General features: G+C 64.2%; 14 protein-coding genes. 8 read left to right on the top strand and 6 right to left on the bottom strand.

Features of this window, described 5'->3' with window-relative positions; translation table 11 throughout:
• Positions 1–85: 85 nt before the first annotated feature.
• The gene (locus KYK29_RS14920; RefSeq protein WP_254691701.1) at positions 86–1,084 is read right to left on the bottom strand and encodes a serine hydrolase domain-containing protein; all 999 of its coding nucleotides are present in this window, start codon (positions 1,082–1,084) and stop codon (positions 86–88) included.
• Between the two features lie 89 nt (positions 1,085–1,173).
• Here KYK29_RS14920 and KYK29_RS14915 point away from each other — a divergent pair, with 89 nt between their 5' ends.
• From KYK29_RS14915 to KYK29_RS14895, 5 genes are read left to right on the top strand one after another with little or no spacing between them, the layout of a single operon-like run.
• Positions 1,174–2,109: an ABC transporter substrate-binding protein gene (locus tag KYK29_RS14915; RefSeq protein ID WP_254691700.1), complete on the top strand. Its 936-nt coding sequence runs from the start codon at positions 1,174–1,176 to the stop codon at positions 2,107–2,109.
• The gene (locus KYK29_RS14910; protein ID WP_254691699.1) at positions 2,106–2,909 is read left to right on the top strand and encodes a siderophore-interacting protein; all 804 of its coding nucleotides are present in this window, start codon (positions 2,106–2,108) and stop codon (positions 2,907–2,909) included. The genes KYK29_RS14915 and KYK29_RS14910 overlap by 4 nt, the downstream gene beginning before the upstream one ends.
• A complete protein-coding gene (locus KYK29_RS14905; protein WP_254691698.1) occupies positions 2,906–3,886 on the top strand; it encodes a FecCD family ABC transporter permease in 981 nt (326 codons plus the stop codon). Before KYK29_RS14910 ends, KYK29_RS14905 begins: the two co-directional genes overlap by 4 nt.
• 1 nt (position 3,887) lies before the next feature.
• Positions 3,888–4,919, top strand: coding sequence for a FecCD family ABC transporter permease (locus KYK29_RS14900; RefSeq protein WP_254691697.1), 1,032 nt, complete (start codon positions 3,888–3,890; stop codon positions 4,917–4,919).
• On the top strand, positions 4,916–5,707 hold the full coding sequence (locus KYK29_RS14895; protein WP_254691696.1) for an ABC transporter ATP-binding protein: 792 nt from the start codon (positions 4,916–4,918) through the stop codon (positions 5,705–5,707). Before KYK29_RS14900 ends, KYK29_RS14895 begins: the two co-directional genes overlap by 4 nt.
• On the opposite strand, the gene KYK29_RS14890 is transcribed toward KYK29_RS14895, so the two are convergent.
• Positions 5,684–7,903 carry a TonB-dependent siderophore receptor gene (locus KYK29_RS14890; RefSeq protein WP_254691695.1) on the bottom strand — a complete coding sequence of 740 codons (2,220 nt, stop codon included), beginning with the start codon at positions 7,901–7,903 and terminating at the stop codon, positions 5,684–5,686. The genes KYK29_RS14895 and KYK29_RS14890 overlap by 24 nt on opposite strands.
• Before the next feature lie 203 nt (positions 7,904–8,106).
• Here KYK29_RS14890 and KYK29_RS14885 point away from each other — a divergent pair, with 203 nt between their 5' ends.
• Entirely contained in the window at positions 8,107–8,967 is an 861-nt protein-coding gene (locus KYK29_RS14885; RefSeq protein ID WP_254691694.1) for a helix-turn-helix transcriptional regulator, read from the top strand.
• Positions 8,968–9,067: 100 nt separating this feature from the next.
• Here the strand turns inward: KYK29_RS14885 and KYK29_RS14880 are convergent, their stop codons facing one another.
• Positions 9,068–11,575 (bottom strand): heavy metal translocating P-type ATPase, encoded by a 2,508-nt coding sequence (locus tag KYK29_RS14880; RefSeq protein ID WP_254691693.1) that lies wholly within the window; start codon positions 11,573–11,575, stop codon positions 9,068–9,070.
• Between the two features lie 312 nt (positions 11,576–11,887).
• Between KYK29_RS14880 and cueR the strand changes: the two genes are divergently transcribed.
• Entirely contained in the window at positions 11,888–12,340 is a 453-nt protein-coding gene (gene cueR, locus KYK29_RS14875; RefSeq protein WP_254691692.1) for a Cu(I)-responsive transcriptional regulator, read from the top strand.
• Between the two features lie 72 nt (positions 12,341–12,412).
• Here the strand turns inward: cueR and KYK29_RS14870 are convergent, their stop codons facing one another.
• Positions 12,413–13,192 carry an acetoin reductase gene (locus KYK29_RS14870; protein ID WP_254691691.1) on the bottom strand — a complete coding sequence of 260 codons (780 nt, stop codon included), beginning with the start codon at positions 13,190–13,192 and terminating at the stop codon, positions 12,413–12,415.
• 217 nt (positions 13,193–13,409) lie between these two features.
• Between KYK29_RS14870 and KYK29_RS14865 the strand changes: the two genes are divergently transcribed.
• Positions 13,410–13,982, top strand: a complete 573-nt coding sequence (locus KYK29_RS14865) for an NADPH-dependent FMN reductase (RefSeq protein ID WP_254691690.1) — start codon at positions 13,410–13,412, stop codon at positions 13,980–13,982.
• A gap of 43 nt (positions 13,983–14,025) precedes the next feature.
• On the opposite strand, the gene KYK29_RS14860 is transcribed toward KYK29_RS14865, so the two are convergent.
• Complete coding sequence (locus KYK29_RS14860; RefSeq protein WP_254691689.1) at positions 14,026–16,113, bottom strand: hydantoinase/oxoprolinase family protein; 2,088 nt, start codon at positions 16,111–16,113, stop codon at positions 14,026–14,028.
• Between the two features lies 1 nt (position 16,114).
• A complete protein-coding gene (locus tag KYK29_RS14855) occupies positions 16,115–17,875 on the bottom strand; it encodes a hydantoinase B/oxoprolinase family protein (protein WP_254691688.1) in 1,761 nt (586 codons plus the stop codon).
• Positions 17,876–17,970 lie beyond the last annotated feature (95 nt).

Here is a 17,970-nt window from a genome sequence, read left to right as displayed (position 1 = left end):
GGTGAAATCCGGCTGGAAATGCTCTAATATATTGTTTTACCGCATTATCCGACGCCGAAGCGATCTCGCTTCGGCTGGAAATGCTCTAGTTGCCGTCCGAAGCTGCCAGCAACTCCAGAAGAATGCTTCTCGCCAGTTCTCCCGTCGCAAAATCGGCCCGGTTCGCCAGGAGGGCTATGCCGAGGCCCGCGTCCGGGGCGACGAGCAAGGAGGAGCGAAAGCCGGCCCAGCCCCCGTCATGGCCGAAGACGGGTCGCTCATCGAGCGTTTCCAGTTGCATACCCGCGCCATAGGCGGTGCGCGAGCCGTCCGCGAGGGTCGCCGGTGTGCACAACTGCGGGATCAGGTCGGCAAACAGCGAAGGCCGCATGAGCTCAAGCGCCCAGCGGCCGAGATCCTCTGCCGTGCTGTAGACCTGACCATCGCCCGTCATCTCCCACATCGGCAGCACTTCGGGGCCTTCGGCGCTCTCATAGGAACGGGCGAGCGCGGGCATTTGCGCCGGCATTGCGTCGACATAGCAGCTGTGGTTCATCCCCAGCGGCGCAAAGACGTTTTCCTGCGCAAATCGGGCGAGCGTCTGCCCGCTCATACGCTCCACAATCGCCGACAGAAGCACATAGCCGCTGTTGGAATAGGAGTAGCGGGTTCCCGGCCGCACGGCTGGTGGCGGCTGGGCGGCCAGAACCTCAAGCGTTGCGTCCATTCCCAGACGATGCGCCAGTCCCCAGCCCCTGACGTCGAAGAGTTCCATATAGTCGGGCAATGCCGACACATGGTTAAGAAGATGGCGAATGGTGACACCGGGCGCCGCCGTCCTCATTTGCGGCAACAGATCCGCAAGCGGGTCATCGATGGACAACAGGCGCCGCCGTTCCAGAATCAGGACACAGAGCGCGGTGAACATCTTCGATACGGATGCGGTATCGAACACCGTCTTCACGCCGATCGGATGCCCGCCCCGGACCGCGTGACCGTAACCTTCGCAAAGCACCGGCCTTCCCTCGCGCCAGATGCCGATGGCTGCGCCGGGACCGGGCTCACCCGTCCGGGCGCGGATCATGTCCCTGATCCGGGTCATCATGCGGCTTGCATCCTTTTCACATGGACAATCTTGACAGTAAATGTCATGTATTCGGTCCATCCTCTGGCCGCAAGCACTCATCCTGGACAATGACACGACGACATCTCACCCGACGCACATTCACCCTGGGCGGGCTGGCGCTATTTGCGCCCGCAGCGGGTTTTTCGGGGGACCTCAAGGTCGCGACCGCGTTTGGGCCGGTGACGATCCCGGCCGCGCCCGAAAGGATCGTCGCCCTCGATGCGGCGGCGGCGGTGGCGGCCAATTATGGCCTGAGGCCCGTCGGAGCCACGACAGTCAGCCGTACATCGCTGACGGAAGCGGGCGCGCAGATTCTCGCGGACGTCCCGGTGGTCGGCGCCTCGACCTATGGCGGACAGCTTCGCTACGAGGCGATATTGGCGCTCCGACCCGATCTCATCGTGGGTATGGTGCGCAGCGGCGCCGACCATTCGGCCCTTTACCGCAAGCTGTCGGCCATCGCACCGACGGTGCTGATCCAGTCCGAGGGGGCGGGCGCACTGCTGGAGACCTCCGATGCGCTTGCAGCCACGATGGGGCTTGAAGCGCAGGCTCAGGCCGACCGCGATGCCTATGGTGCCCGCGTCGCCAAATCCCACGAACGCTGGTCCGGCGCGCGTCAACACGGACCGCTGGCCGTGATCAGCGGGCGCGACCGGCAGATCCTCATCCATAGCTCGATTTCGTGGACGGGGCGGATCTTTCGTGACCTCGGCGTATCGTTGCCGCCCGTCGCGCGCACCGACGAGGCCAACGGCGTCCAGCTTTCCTATGAACAGGTCGACGAATTGAGCGATGTGCAGGGGTTCCTCTATCCGACGCTCGACGGCCAGCCTTCGCCCGAGGTCCAGCCGATCCTCGACCTGCCGGGCTTTCGCCGGCTTCCCGCCGTCGCATCGGGCAGGCTTGTCGGCCTGCCGGATATCTGGCCGGAAATGCACCTGACCGCGAACCGCTTTCTCGACGGTCTCGATATTCTGATGAACAAACTGGATGCAGCATGATGAACCAGATCGCCGTTCAACGATTTCCGATCACATTGCGCGAGGTGGAGGTGATCGGCGTGGAGGATTTGTCGCCCCGAATGCGGCGCATCGTCCTTGGCGGCGAGCAACTTGGGGCTTTCAGAAAGGACGGTCGGGAACTGCCGGCCTTTCAAAGCCTCGGGCCGGACGATCATGTGAAGCTTTTCTTTCCCGATCCCCGGACGTCCAGCATTGCACTGCCGCAGCAGGGTGACGGGCGGCTCCACTGGCCGGACGATCCGCCGACGATCTCGCGCGAATATACGCCCCGCGCCCATGATGCTTCGAGCGGAAGGCTGATTCTCGACTTTGTGCTGCATGATGGCGGTATCGCCGGCGGCTGGGCCGCCGGGGCACAGATCGGTGACAGGATCCATCTGGCGGGACCGAAGGCGTCGATGCTGTTGCCGGCGGCCGAACGCTACCTGCTGATCGGCGACGAGACGGCGCTTCCGGCGCTCGCCAACTGGCTGGAGATGCTGCCCGACACGGCGACGGTGACGGCGATCATCCTGATCGGGGACGAAGCCGCGCGCATTCCGCTGAAAGCGCCGGAATCCGCTGAAATCCGCTGGCTGCTGCATGATCCAGGGCAGACCGACGTGTTGGTCGGGCTGGTCCGTGACGAGCCGCTGGGGCAGGGCGTCTATTTGTGGGCGGCGGCCGAACGCAAGGCGGTCGAGGCGCTGCGCGCCCATCTCGCTCCGCGCAAGGACGAAGGCGGCCGGTTCGACGTATCGACCTATTGGACCCTGCGCATGGAACAGGAAATGGCATGACCGCCCGCCTCGGCCTTGCCGTGGCGCTGGCTTCGTCGATGCTCTGCATCCTGGCTCTTGCCAGCCTCGCGATCGGCGCGAAATCCCTGCCGCTCGGCGAGGTGCTGGCGGCACTTACCGGCGATGCTTCGGATGTCGCCAATGAGATCGTCGCCATGCGGGTGCCGCGCATGTTGCTGGCCATATTGGCCGGCATCGGCTTTGCGCTGGCCGGGGCTGTCATGCAGGCCGTCACCCGCAACGTCCTTGCCGATCCGGGCATCATGGGCGTCAATGCCGGTGCGAGCCTTGCCGTCGTCCTGTGTGTCGCGTTGACCGGCATGGCGCAGCCCATGACGCTGGTCTGGGCGGCGATGGGCGGCGCATTGGTGACCGGCGCGCTGGTGCAGATCTTCAGTTCGCTCGGCGGCGCCACGGCGCTGCGCCTCGTTTTGTGCGGCGTCGCGATGAGCGCCATCGCCGGCGGCGCGGGCTGGGCGGTCACGCTTTCCGATCCCGATCTTTTCCGGCGGGTTCTGGTCTGGGGCGCTGGCTCGCTGATCGTCACCGATTTCGAGCCGGTTCGGGCCGTGGCTCCCTTTGTGCTGGCGGGCGTATTGCTGACGCTTGTACTTGGCCCCCGTCTCAACGCCATCGCGCTCGGCAACGATCTGGCGCGCTCGCTCGGCGTCGGCATCGCGGGCACGCAAATGGCCGCCGCCGCCTCGGTCGTCGTTCTTGCCGGCGCCGCCACCAGCGCGACCGGGCCGGTCGGCTTCGTCGGCCTTCTCGCCCCACTGGCCGCCCGCGCCGTCGTCGGCGTCGACCAGCGGGCGATCCTTGCGCTGACCGCACTGCTCGGCCCGGTCCTGCTGTTGAGCGCCGACCTTCTCGCCCGCGTCGTGCTGCCGCAAGGCGAAGCGCCACTGGGCATCGTGATGGCCTTTGCCGGCGCGCCGGTGCTGATCGCGCTCGCCTACAGGATCGGAGATCTGTGAGATGAGCGTCATCATCGCATCTCCCGCCGGCGGCATCGCGTTGAAGACCAGCCGAAGGCGGCTCCTGGCGGGCATCTTCCTGTGTCTCGCGGGCCTCGGCATAGGCATATGGACGCTGGCGAGCGGGGATTATCCGCTTACTTTCTACGAGATTCTGGATGTGGTGCGGGGCGGGGGAGACGAGACCGCGCGCATGGTGGTGATGGAATGGCGGCTGCCGCGCTTCCTGGCTGCTCTGGTGGCCGGCGCGATGCTCGGACTTGCCGGCGCGCTTTTCCAGTCGGTATTTCGCAACCCGCTCGCCAGTCCTGATGTGATGGGCTTCGACGCCGGCGCCCATTTCGGGGCCGTGGTCGCGATGCTGGTCTTCGGCGGCGGTTTCTTTCTGGTCGCGGGCGGCGCATTGTCGGGCGGTGCGGTGGCCGCGCTTGCGGTCTATCTTTTCGTCGCGCGGGGCTTGAGCGGCTTCCGGCTGATCGTGGTCGGTATCGGCATCGGTCAGCTGTTCTTCGCCGCCTCGCAATGGCTGCTGCTGCAAGCGGGCGAAGAAGCGGCGGTCGCGGTGGCGAGCTGGGGACTGGGGTCGCTCAACGACATGGATAAAAGCCGGCTTGCCTATCTCGGCATCAGCGCGGTGCTTCTCGTTCCGCCCGGCCTTTTGCTCGCCCGCTCGCTGCGCCAGCTGGAGCTCGGCGACGCCATCGCAAGGGGAACAGGCCTCGACCCGGGCCGCACGAGGCTATCGGCGATTCTCGTCGGGCTTGCCCTGTCGGCGCTGGTCACGGCTCTCGTCGGGCCGATCGGCTTCATCGCGCTGGTCGCGCCTCAGATCGCCCGGCGGTTAACGGCCGACGGCGATGTGGCGCTCGTTCACGCCGCACTTGCCGGATCGATCCTGCTCGGCGCCTCAGATCTGCTGGCCCAGAAAATACCGTCCGGCATGCCGCTGCCGGTGGGGGTCGTTACGCTGGTTCTGGGCGGGTTGTGGTTCTTCTGGCTGTTATTGCGTTCGGGGCGCGTCGGGACATCATGAATTATCGTCTTCAACTTGATCGCGTCAGCGCCGCCTATGAAGGCGTCTCAGTGCTGAAAGACATCAGCCTCGTCCTGCCGGACGGCGTATTTACCGCCATCATGGGCGCCAACGGCAGCGGGAAATCAACTTTGCTGAAGCTTCTGGGCGGCGCCGTCGCGCCTGTCGCGGGCAAGATTCTGCTCGACGGCAAACCGGTGTCCGCCCTGCGTCCCCGTCATCTTGCCCGCGATATCGCGATGCTGCCGCAGTTCCCGCTGGCGCCGGACGGCATCCGCGTCGCTGAACTCGTCATGCGCGGCCGCTTTCCGCATCAGACGATGTTCCGCCAATGGTCGGCCGCCGATCGGACGGCGGTGGATGCCGCCATGGCGCAGGCCGGTGTGGCCGATCTCGCCCACCGGCTGGTCTCGACCTTGTCGGGCGGGCAAAGGCAGCGCGTCTGGATCGCGCTGGTGCTGGCGCAGGACACGCCGATCCTGCTTCTGGACGAGCCGACCAGTTTCCTCGACATCGCCTATCAGGTCGAACTGATGGCGCTTTTGAGCGAGTTGTCGGAGCGCGGCCGCACGATTGTCGCGGTCCTCCACGACATCAACCAGGCCAGCCGCCACGCATCCCATCTTGTGATGCTGGCCGGCGGGCAGGTGATCGCCGCCGGCCGGCCGGATGAGGTTGTGCGTGCCGAGACCATGCGTGCCGTCTTCCGGCTGGAGAGCGTGATCGTGCCGGACCCGGTCACGTTCACGCCGATGGTGGTGCCTTCAGAACTTCGCAGAAATCGATAGCGTGCCGGTGCGGCCGTATCCGAAGCCGCAGGTCCAGACGCTGCCGCAGCCGGCGACATATTTCTTGTCGAAGACGTTATTGATTGAAAGATTCAGCTGGCCGCCGGGGATCCACCTGTCGAGCGGTGCCGAAAGCCTGAAATCCACCAGTCCGTAACCGGGTATCTTCATGCCCGCATAGCCGGAGGGTGTCTCGATATCGCCGCCGCGGCTCGATCCGGTGTAGCGCACGCCGGCCCCCAGCCGCCATGCCTCGAATGTGCCGGCCTGCACGGTGTAGTCGGCCCACAGGCTCGCCTGATGGTTCGGGACGAAAAGGACGGGTTGTCCCAGTTCCTCGGGAATCTCGCTCTCGGTGACCTTGTGATCGAGATAGGAATAGGATGCGGTCACGGACCAGCCATTTTGCAGATCGGCCTTGAGTTCGGTTTCGAAGCCGCGGATGCGCACCTCGCCGGTCTGCACCTGATCCGGCCATCCGTAGACGGGGTCGTCGGTCAGGCGGTTGGTCTGGCGAATGTCGAACACCGAAGCCGACCACAAAAGATCGTCGGACGGCGCATAGCGGATGCCGGCTTCATATTGCTCGCCGGTCATCGGCTTGAAAACATTGCCGCCGGCAGTGGCGCCCAGCACCGGCTGGAACGACGTGCCGTAGGAAATGTAAGGCGCGATCCCGTTGTCGAAGCGGTAGAGAAGACCGGCGCGGCCGCTCGTCGCCCTGTCCTTCTGGTCAATCGTTTCCACGCCGCGCCAGGTCTCGACATCGGATTTTCCATTGGTGAAATCCTGCCGCAGCCCGCCGAGCACCCGAAGATTGCCGATCTCCATCTGATCCTGGACATAGAGGCCGACCTGGCTCAGCCGGGCGTCGATATTGCTCAACAGATCGAAATTGCCGATCGACCCGGTCCCGTATACGGGGTTGAACATATCGATGGAAGGCGCGGTGCCCGAATAGCGGGAGGCGTCGAATGTGCTGCGTGCGATATCGATGCCGGCGACGATCTGATGCCTGACCGACCCGGTTTCCACCAGCCAGTTCAACGACGTATCCGAAACCAGATTGTTGGTGTCGCCGCTGGCATCGACGGCATAGCGATCGATCGTGCGCCAGTCCCAACCGGCTGTCGGATCGTCGAACATATCGCTCTGGACCATATTGATGGTCGACTGGACCCTTGACCAGCGCAGCGCATGGCGCAGCGTCAGATTGTCGGAGAAGAGCGGCGTTTCGTAGTCGTAGCCGATGATATACTGGTTGCGATCATAGCGGTTGAAATCCGGCTCGCCGGCAAAGAAGCTCCGCGATATGCGCCCGTGGGGGTTATCGTAGAGCGTGCCGTAGGCGGGAAGCCAGGAGTAATCGATCCCGCCGCGATCCTGCTGGAGCTGCGCATAGCCGGTGAACTTTCCTTCCCCCACGTCCACGCTGAAGGATGGGGCAAGGAGCAGGCGTGTGCGATCGCCTTCATCGACTTCGGAGCCTGTCTTGCCGAATTTGCCGAGCAGCCGGTAGGAGGTGGCGTCGTTGAGCGGGCCGGTGAAATCGACGGCGGCCGTCGGCATGCCGAAACTGTCGACATAGGTCTCGATCTGGCGCGAGGCCTCATCGCTTGGGCGCTTGGTCACCTGGTTTATCATGCCGCCCGGCGGAAGCTGACCATACATGGACGACGACGGCCCCTTCAGCACCTCCACGCGTTCCAGCGTCCAGGTGTCGATCTGGGGGATCGTCCAGTTGTTGCCGCTGCCGAGGCTCGCGCCGGCCTGATAGGGCATGCCATCCAGCCATGTGGCGTTGTCGGTGTTGAAACCGCGGATCGAGATCGAGTCGAAACGGGAATCGACACCGTCCGCCTCGACCGTGACGCCCGGCGTATAGCGCAGGGTTTCGGAAAGACGCGTCGCCGACCGGGAATCCATTTCTTCACGGCCGATGACGGAGATGGATTGAGGAACGTCGACGATCGAGGTGGCCGTCTTGGTCGCGGTCGCCGTCTTGCCGGCGAGATATCCCGTAAACGATCCGCGGGCGTCTTCATAACCGCCGGTGACGACGATCGGCTCCAGAACCGTTGACTGCGCGGGGGCCTGACCTGCTTCCTGCGCGAAGGCCGCGTGTCCGGCCGACGCCAGAACGATCACGCTTGCCCCCCGTTTCAATGCCCGCACAGTCCCGCTGATCGTGCTCATTGTGCCCTGTCTCCAAAAAAATGCGTCCCCGTGCCATAACCATGGCGCAGGACAAAACTTGACTGATGATCTCATGTATATGAATAATGCCGGTGAAGTCGATTGCCGCGACCCGTGCGCAAACGGCAATTACCTGCGCGGTAACGGCAGGATGCGGCTTTCTGATGGATCATCGACGGTGCCCACCAATGCAGCATACCCGGTTGAATGCAGACATTCCGACGGACCTTTTCGTCGGCACCATGGACGGCGAGCCCAGCTGCGCGCCGGATGACGAGATATACGACATCTGGCCGAAGCTGCTGGTGATGGTCTTCCTTCAGGGCATCCAGCATTTCGTGATCGACAACACGGCCTTTCGTATCGACGCCGGGCCACCCGAGGCTACGACGCCGCAGGTGCTGATGCTCAATGTCGCACGCTATTCGAAGCTTCGTTTCGTCAATGACAGCGATCTGCCGTTGCGCAAGATCCAGATCTCCGCGCCACTGCCATGGATCGAGGAACTGGTTGCCGCCCAGCCCGACGGGCTGCCCGCCCTGCACGGATTTCTGGCCACCCATCTGGCCGAGTTCCGTTTCGAACCGGACCAGCAGATGCTGGTTCTCGCCGAACAGATGATGGAACCGCCGCCCTCCATGGAGGGCGAGATGCGGACACTGTTCAAGAACGCACGCGCGCTGGATCTCATCGGTCTGGCATGCTCGGCGCTGGTGCGGTCGCGGGAGCTGAAAAACAAGCCCCGCCTGCAAACGCGCCAGCGATGTGAGCAGATCCGCGACTACATTCTCGCCCACCTGGCCCAGCCGCTGACCATAGCGCGTATCGCACGCGAGACGGGCGTCAGCGTCTCGTGGGTCCAGCGCCATTTCCGCGAGGAATTCGGCATCGGCGTCTTCGAGTTCATCCGTGTCAGGCGTCTGGAGCTTGGCCGGCAGGCGCTTGAAAACGAAGGCGCCACCATTGCCCAGGCGGCTCATGCCGCTCGATATTCGGACGCCACGAATTTCACCGCGGCGTTCAAGAAGGTTTTCGGATTTCCCCCCAGGAATCTGAGGCGCTGAGATGCAGGCGGAAATGCTCTAATATATATTGCTTTTACCGCATTATCCTGGGCTGAAGCGATCTCGCTTCGGCGTCGGATAATGCGGTAGAGCGATGTCATCAGCTTGGGACCCTGAAGGTCTTGAGCCGTAGCGCATTGCCGAGCACGAAGACGCTCGACAGGGCCATGGCGCCGGCGGCGAAGACCGGCGACAAGAGGATGCCATAGGCCGGATAGAGCACACCGGCGGCGACCGGGATCAGCGCCGTGTTATAGGCGAAGGCCCAGAACAGGTTCTGCCGGATGTTGCCGATCGTCGCCTGGGAGAGTGCGATGGCGTTCGGCACCCCTTGCAGGCTGCCCGACATGAGTACCACGTCCGCAGCCTCGATGGCGATGTCCGTGCCGGTGCCGATGGCGAGACCCACATCCGCCTCGGCCAGGGCCGGAGCGTCGTTGATGCCGTCGCCGACGAAGGCGACCTTGCCGTGCTCGGCCTTGAGGCGGCGCACCGCATCGACCTTGCCGTCCGGCAGCACTTCCGCCACCACCTCGTCGATGCCGAGCCGCGCGGCGATGGCCTTTGCCGTGCGGGCGTTGTCGCCGGTGATCATCGCGACCTTGAGGCCGAGATCGTGCAGCGCCTTGATGGCGGCGGGCGTCGTCTCCTTGATCGGGTCGGCGACGGCAACGATTGCCGCCAGCCTGCCGTCGATCGCCGCATAGAGCGGCGACTTGCCCTCATCGCCGAGATGTTCGGCAACCTTGGCGAAGCCCGCCACATCATGGCCAAGCTCGACCATGTAGCGGTCGGCGCCGATCTCGACGTGGCTGCCGCCGACCACGGCCTTCACGCCGAAGCCGGTCACCGATTCGAAGTCCGACACCGTGGGCAGTGCGATGCCTTCCGCCTCGGCCGCGTCCACGATCGCGCGGGCGATCGGATGTTCCGACCTGGCTTCGGCGGCCGCGACCAGACCCAGCACCGTTGCCCGGTCGAAGCCGGCAGCCAGTTCGAGGTCGGTCAGCGCAGGCTTGCCCTCGGTCAGCGTGCCGGTCTTGTCGACGGCCACGACCCTGGCGTCCTTCAGGAGTTGCAGCGCCTCGCCCTTACGGAACAGCACGCCCAGTTCCGCGCCGCGGCCGGTGCCGACCATGATCGAGGTCGGCGTCGCAAGGCCCATGGCGCAGGGGCAGGCGATGATCAGGACGGCAACGGCATTGACCAGCGCGAAGGTGAGCGCGGGCGAGGGGCCGAAATAGAGCCATGCAGCGAAGGTGAGCGCGGCGGCGGCGAAGACCGCCGGGACGAAGTACATCGTCACCTTGTCGACCAGCGCCTGAATAGGCAGCTTCGAGCCTTGCGCTTCCTCGACCATGCGGATGATCTGCGACAGCACCGTGTTGCCGCCGACGGCGGTTGCCCGGAATGCGAATGCGCCCGTCTGGTTGACCGTGCCGCCGACGACTTCGCTGCCCGCCGATTTCGAAACCGGGATCGGTTCGCCGGTGATCATCGATTCGTCGACATAGCTGTCGCCTTCGATCACGTCGCCATCGACCGGGATACGATCGCCGGGGCGGACCTCCACGATGTCGCCCGATAGAACCGAATCGATCGGCAGATCGACCGCCTTGCCGTCACGGCGGACACGCGCCGTTCTGGCCTGAAGGCCGACCAGATGCTTGATTGCTTCCGAAGTGCGGCCTTTTGCGCGGGCTTCGAGCAGCCGGCCGAGCAGGATCAGCGTGACGATGACCGCAGCGGCTTCATAATAGACGTTGATCGTTCCCGCCGGCAGGAAGCCGGGGGCGAAGGTCGCGACAAGAGAATAACCATAGGCAGCCAACGTACCGACGGCGACCAGAGAGTTCATGTCAGGCGCAAGCCGCCAGAGCGCCGGAAGTCCCCTGGCGTAGAAGCGGATGCCGGGTACGAACAGCACGATGGTCGTCAACACGAATTGCAGATACCAGGCGTTCGTCATCCCGATCGTCGAATCGATCAGGTCATGGACACCGGGGATCGCGTGCGCGCCCATTTCCAGTAAAAACACCGGCGCCGTCAGCACCGCCGCGATGGTGAGGTCGCGCGTGAGTTCCCGGCGTTCTTCCTCCTTCTTCCCGGCGCGTTCTTTCGCTTCGGCCTGTCCGCCCTCATGGGCGCCGCCGATCACCTCGGCGGTGTAACCCGCGCTGGCGATTGCCCCGATTACGGCCGCCGGATCGGCGGTTCCCTGAACCGTGGCCTTCTCGGTCGCAAGGTTGACGATCGCGTTTGCAACACCCGGGAGAGCCTTCAGGGCCTTCTCGACGCGGCCGACGCAGGAGGCGCAGGTCATGCCCTCGATCGCAACCTCGAGCGAGGTCGCTTTCGGAGCGCTGAAGCTCTCCGAGACCGTATAGCCGGCATCTCCCACGGCCTTGACGAGCATGGCGCGATCGACGGGGGCGTCTGTCGTGATGCTTGCTTTTTCGGTCGCCAGATTGACGGCAGCGTCGGCAACGCCGGGTACGGCCTTGAGGGCTCTTTCGACGCGGCCGACGCAGGATACGCAAGTCATGCCTTCGATAGACAGGGAAATTACTGCGTTCTTCGGGTCCGCAGCTCGAACGGGAGCATTCATAGCCGCCTCCTTTTTTGTTCCGAAATTTACGTTCGACTGGAAAATGGGGCTTCCAACCATGGGAAGGTCAAGTGCGAAAGTTCTTTTTCCTGATCGCATGATCCCGGATTTTGATGGCGCCTTGCTTTCGTCCGAATGGACGGATGCGCTATGGCAGGTTCATCAGGGGCGTGTGGCGACGGCATCAACGACGCGCCGGTGCAGCCGACACGCGTTCAGGCATTGGCCGAAGGCGTCAGGCACTCCATATGAGGACTGTGACATGAGGATTGCGGTCTCGAGCGCGAAAACCGCCGCGAAAGGAAAAGTCTGATGAATATCGGTGAGGCAGCCCAGGCTTCCGGGGTCAGTTCCAAGATGATCCGCTACTATGAACAGACCGGCCTGATCCCGAAGGCGGCGCGGCGCGACAGCGGCTATCGCGATTATGACGATGCCGACATCCACCGTTTGCGCTTCATCCGCGGCGCGCGCGATCTTGGCTTCACCGTCGAGCAGATCGGCGATCTGCTCGCCCTGTGGAGCGATCGCGAGCGCGCGAGCGCCGACGTGAAGGCATTGGCGCTTTTACATGTCGATGCGCTGAAGCAGAAGCAGGCAGAGATCGCGGCGATGATCGCGACGCTGGAAAATCTGGCCAGACGCTGTCACGGTGACAGCCGGCCGGACTGCCCGATCATCGAGGGGCTCGCTGAAAGTGGCGGCGGGCCGATCGCCAAAGCCAGGCCCCGGCGTTTCGGCAAGGTGGATGAACTGCGGTCGTAACGGATGCACCCGCTCCCTTGCTGTGCAACAGCCGGGGAGCGGGTCGCAAATTCAGGGCGTCATGCCGGTGGCCTATCGATAGACGATACCGCCGTCGGTGAGGATGGACTGCCCGGTGATATAGTCGGAATCGGCGCCTGCGAGAAAGGCGACGAGCGCTGCAACATCCTCGGGTGTCTGGGCGCGGCCGAGCGCGATGCCTTCGACGTATTTCTTGTAGGTCTCGCCCTTCGGTGTCCCGGTGATTTCGGAAAAGCGCTCGTCGATCTCCACCCACATGTCGGTGCCGACGATGCCGGGGCAATAGGCGTTGACCGTGATGCCTGCGCTGGCATATTCCTTGGCGGCGGCTTGCGTCAGTGCGCGTACGGCGAACTTGGTCGCCGAATAGACGCCAAGCATGGCGAAGCCGTCGTGTCCGGCGATCGAGCACGCATTGATGATCTTGCCTTTCTGGTCGCGATCCTTGAATTTCTTCGCAGCCGCCTGGATGCCCCAGAGCACGCCGTCGACATTGATACGGAAGATCAGGTCCATATCCTCGGGCGTGACGTCGGCGATCGGCTTGACCTGTGCGATGCCGGCATTGTTGACGATGACGTCGAACCCGCCAAGTTGCTTTTCCGCATGGTCGATGGCGGCGTAGACGTCGTCGCGCTTGCTGACATCGGCAATGATGGTGGTCGCCTTGCGGCCGAGCGCTTCGACTTCCTTGCGAACGGAGTCGAGCTTGTCCGCCTTGACATCGGCCAGCGCGAGATCGGCGCCTTCCTTTGCAAGCCGCAGTGCGATGCCTCGTCCAATTCCCTGGCCAGCGCCGGTTACCAGTATGACTTGATCCTTCAATGACATAAGGTTCTCCTACGAAAAATCGGCCGATCCTGTTCCACCCGGTCTATTGCTTTTCGAGCGATACAGACAGAGCAGAACCGACTACACTCCATGAACCGGACCCTTTTCAAGGCCATGGCCCAGAATTGATGCGATGGCGGGGAAATCGGTCGCGGGGTTACCCAAGGGGTGATCGCACCAGAAGCAACAGCAATCGTTCGTTATGAGGAAGCATGTCATGACCACGCATAAAGTCGGATACTTCATCGGAAGCCTTGCTGCGGGATCGATCAACCGCAAACTTGCAAATGCACTGGTGCGGCTGGCGCCGCCGGAACTGGCGATGTCGGAGATTTCCTTCAAGGATCTGCCGCTCTACAGCTACGATTACGACGCCGATTATCCGCAGGTTGCCCGGACGTTCAAGGAGGCCATCGCCGCCGTCGACGCCGTGCTGTTCGTCACGCCCGAATATAATCGTTCCATACCCGGCGGATTGAAGAATGCCATCGACTGGGCGAGCCGTCCCTATGGCACCAACGCCTTCACCGGCAAGCCGTCTGCGGTGATCGGCACCTCGCCGGGCGCGATCGGCACCGCCGTCGCGCAGCAGAATCTCCGCAGTGTGCTCAGCTTCTGCAATTCGCCGCAGATGAACGCGCCAGAGGCTTATATCCAGTTCACGCCGGGCCTGATTGCCGATGATGGCGAGGTCACAAACGACGGCACCGCCGATTTCCTGCGCAACATCATGGCCGAGTTCCACACCTTCGTCGCGCGGGTGCGTTCGACCTTGCCGAAGGACGCGTAGGGCTACGATGCTGTCGGCAAACTGATCCGCGAACGGGTCTCATCTAGGCGTCTATCGCGACAAGCAAGTCTCGATCCTGCGTGACCGTCGCGATGCACCGCTCGGGGATAAAGATCGATGTCAGCCGGTCCTCCACCAGTGTCGGGCCGGTGAAGGTGTCGCCGGGTGTCAGGCTATCGCTGGCAATAAGCCCGATCTCGACCGCCGTCACGGTGGCGTGGTCGAAAACGCTGCGATGGCGTTCAGCCACGATCGGCCTGATCGCCGTCGTCCGGGCGCCGGTCGTGTGGGTCGCGTCCCGGGTCCTGCCGATCGCCTCGACGTTCCATGCCACGAATTCGATCGTGTCATCCGGCGCCTGGACGGCATAGCTGCGCTGGTGCTCGGCGTGGAACGCCGCCGTCAGTCTGGCGAGATCGTCCTTGGTGGCGAGATCGCCGTCAAGATCGACCGAGAGATGGGACACCTGGCCCTGGTAGTGGGCGTCGACGGTGAAACGCAGCGTTCGCCGCGCGGGTTCCACGTCCATTCGTTCGAGGAAGGCGGTTCCCTCGGCGTGAAGTGCGGCGAGCGCCGTGCGGACGGCAGCGAAGTCGAAGGCCTTGCTGCTTGTCGCGCGGCTGACGGAAAAATCGAACTTTATGTCGCCGGTCGCCGTGCCATAGGCGCAGAGCACGCTGGCCGCGTGGGGGAAGAGCACTTCCCGCATGCCAAGTTCGCGGGCGAGGCGCGCCGCATGCAGGCCGCCCGCGCCGCCGCCGGAGACCAGCAGGAACTCGCGCGGATCGAAGCCGCGCTTGATGGCCAGTTCCTCGATGGCCGCGACCATGTCCTGCTCGGCGACGGCGGCAATGAGGGCGGCGCCCTCATCGACGGAGATGCCGAGCGGGCCGGCGACGTCCCGCCCGATAGCGTCCCGCGCCTTGTCGAGCGAGAGCGTCATCTGCCCGTCCGCGAAGGTTGCCGGGTCCAGGAGGCCGCGCACGAGGTTTGCGTCGGTGAGGGTGGCGCGCTCGCCGCCGCGTCCATAGCAGGCCGGTCCGGGGAAGGACCCGGCGCTTTCAGGCCCGACGCGCAGCATCCCGCCGGCGTCCACCCAGGCAATCGAGCCGCCGCCGGAGCCGACGGTCGCCACATCGATGGACGGCACGCCGAACACATGTCCTGCGATAGACCCTTCCCGATGCATGGCGACGCGGCCTTTGCGGGCGATGCTGGCGTCAAGGCTCGTGCCGCCGATGTCGATGGTGATGACGTTTCCATGCGCGATACCGGCACGGGCGGCAAGCCTGACTGCGGCGGCAGGCGCCGTGGAGGGGCCGGACAGGCAGAGATAGACGGGCTTTTGCGTTATCTCCCGACTGGAGGTCCGCCCGCCGTTGGAGCAGACGAAGGTCGGCTGCCCGCGAAAGCCGTTCAGGGCCAGCCTTTCTTCCAATGCGGCGATCTGCTGGCGGAGAACCGGCTTCAGGGACGCGTCGATCGCCGTTGCAGAGGTTCTCTTGTATTCCCCGATGGTAGGATTGACCTGATGGGAAAGACTGTAGGGAACGCCTGGAAGCAGGTCTTCCAGAAGTGCGGCGAATTGCAGTTCGTGGGCCGGGTTGATGTGGGACCAGAGAAATGCGACGGCGACCGCCTCCGGCCGGCCTGCGGCACAGGACGCAAGCTGCGCCCGGGCCTGTTCGGCGTCGAAGGCGGTCTCGATGGCGCCTTCGGCATTCAGCCGTTCGCGCACGCCGAATGTCATCTCGCGGGGGATATAGGGTTCGGGATAGTCCTCCTGAATCGAGAAGCCGTGCCGGCCGCCGGTACGGATCGAGAGGATATCGCGGAAACCCTCGGTGCAGAAAAGGGCGGTGCGCGCCGTCTTGCCTTCGAGAATGGCGTTGGTGGCCGCCGTGGTGCCGCAGGCAAAGCCGTTGGCGGCAGCCAGCATCTCTTCCCGGCTCATGCCGATCGCTTCCGCCATGAGTGCGAGGCCGTTGAAAATGCCTTCCGAAAGATCGGCGGGCGTGGTCAGCGATTTGAACAGGAAGGTCCGGTCACGGGCGTCGCGTAGCACGAGGTCGGTGAACGTTCCGCCGACGTCGGCGGCGATATGGAAGGGAGCGGAGGCGGCCTGGCTCATGTCATCCTACCTGCTGTTTGCTTGGGGAGCGCAAGTTGCGCGTCGCGTCGATGTCGATCTCGTATCCGTCGCGGCCGCGCATGACGGCCACGCCATAGGTCTTGCGGGCGCATTCGACGCTGATCAGTTCCGCGCGGACGTCCTTGAGGACGCGTGTGGCGTCGCGGCGCATCGGCGGACCGTATCCGCCGCCGCCGCATCCTTCGGAGACGAGTTTTTCGCCAGGGGCGATCACGACGTCGAAGAAGATCGGCAACTCGGTCAGGCTGCCGTCGGCCGATCGCTTCCAGGCCAGATTGGGCGCGCCGGGCTCCCCGCCAGCCGTTCCCGGTGGGGGAAAGCGGCGTGCGCCACTGTTGCAGGTGAAGCGCAGCGTATCGGCGCGGGCTCGCAGGACGCAGGAGGCTCCACCGCCCCCGATCCACTCGCCGGGGCCGAAGGAATCCGCGCGGATCTCCAGTTTTTCGACCAGCAGCGGCTGTTGCGCCTCGACGACCTCGACGCTCGATTGCCAGAGCATGCCCTGTGTGGTTCCGCTGCCATAGGTCAGCCAGCCGTCGTGGCCCGAGGCAGCGGGGCCTCCCCAGTATCCGAGCATGATCTGGTTGACGAAGGGCCGTTCACCGAAGCGGGAGTCGGAGCCCGAGACGACGGGGGCGGAAGCGGGGTGGCCGATCGTGCCGTAACCGGTGCCCAGCCCTTCGCCCAGTTCGGCGAACATCGACTGTATGTGCTCGATGAGAATATGCGCGAGGTTCGTCGTGGAGGCGCAGGTTGCGGCGGGAAACTTCGGCTTGCCGATCGCGCTGCCCTCGCGCATCAGGACATGGACGCGCCTGAGCGCGCCGGCGCAGCGCGGCACGTCGGGACCCAGGATGTTCATGATCGCGGTGGCGCAGCAGGCGAGCACCGTCGCCTCGTTCATATTGATCCCGAGCGGCAGGTTGTCGACGTTGTCGCGCAGATCGATCTCGATCCGTCGTGCGTCGGGATCGACCGTCAGCGTGGCGCGGACGGGAATTCCGTCCGGGTATTCCGGCAGGACGGAATCGTGGAAGAATTCCTTGCTGACCGTGCCGGAGGGAAGGCCACCGATGGCCTCGCTCGCCATGGCCTCGGCATAATCCTGATATTCGCAGAGGAACTGCTTGACGACATCCACGCCGAACTCGTCGCAGATCTCCAGAACGCGGCGTTCTCCTGTCCGCACGGCGCCGAGGGTGGCGAGATAGTCGCCGTAGAAGATGTCCGGCGCACGGATGTTGGCTTTGCAGATGTCGATGACTTCCGGCACGTCGCGCCCGGCCCGCTGGATGCGGATGCACGGTAGCATCAGCCCTTCCTCGTAATAGTCGCGCGCAAGCGGCGCGTAGGTGTCCGGCGTCGGAAAGCCCATGTCGCTGAAGTGGGCGCGGGCGATGGAATAGAAGACGAGTTCGCCCTGATGATAGACCGGCGAGCACAGCGTGAAGTCGGCGCAATGCGTGTTGCCGTGGTAGCTGGAATTGTTGACGAAGCAGTCGCCCGGCCCCATGTCGTCGCCGAATTTCTCGGCGACGGCCTGCGGTATCAGGTGGATGGCCCCGGTGTGCACCGGCAGGCCCTGTCCGGCGCTCAGCGATTGGAAGCTGCTGTCGGTGACGGTGCAGGAAAAATCGAGGGCCGTGTTGAGGACACCGGACCGGCCGGTTTTCGCCAGCGTGTTCGACATCTCGCGAACCACGGATTCGAAGCGCCGCCGCAGGACCACGACCGTGAACATCGGAAGTTTTGCGGATGCTTGTTGAACGGGAGTGTGCACGGTAATCATCCAGGAAGAGGGATAGGGACCCGGCGCCCGGGGGGCGAGCGCCGGGC

Origin of the sequence: Shinella daejeonensis, assembly GCF_024281235.1 — a bacterium.
Taxonomy (GTDB): Bacteria; Pseudomonadota; Alphaproteobacteria; order Rhizobiales; family Rhizobiaceae; genus Shinella; species Shinella daejeonensis.
Note: the sequence above shows the minus strand (reverse complement) of the source record. Positions and strands in the feature narration are given on the sequence as shown.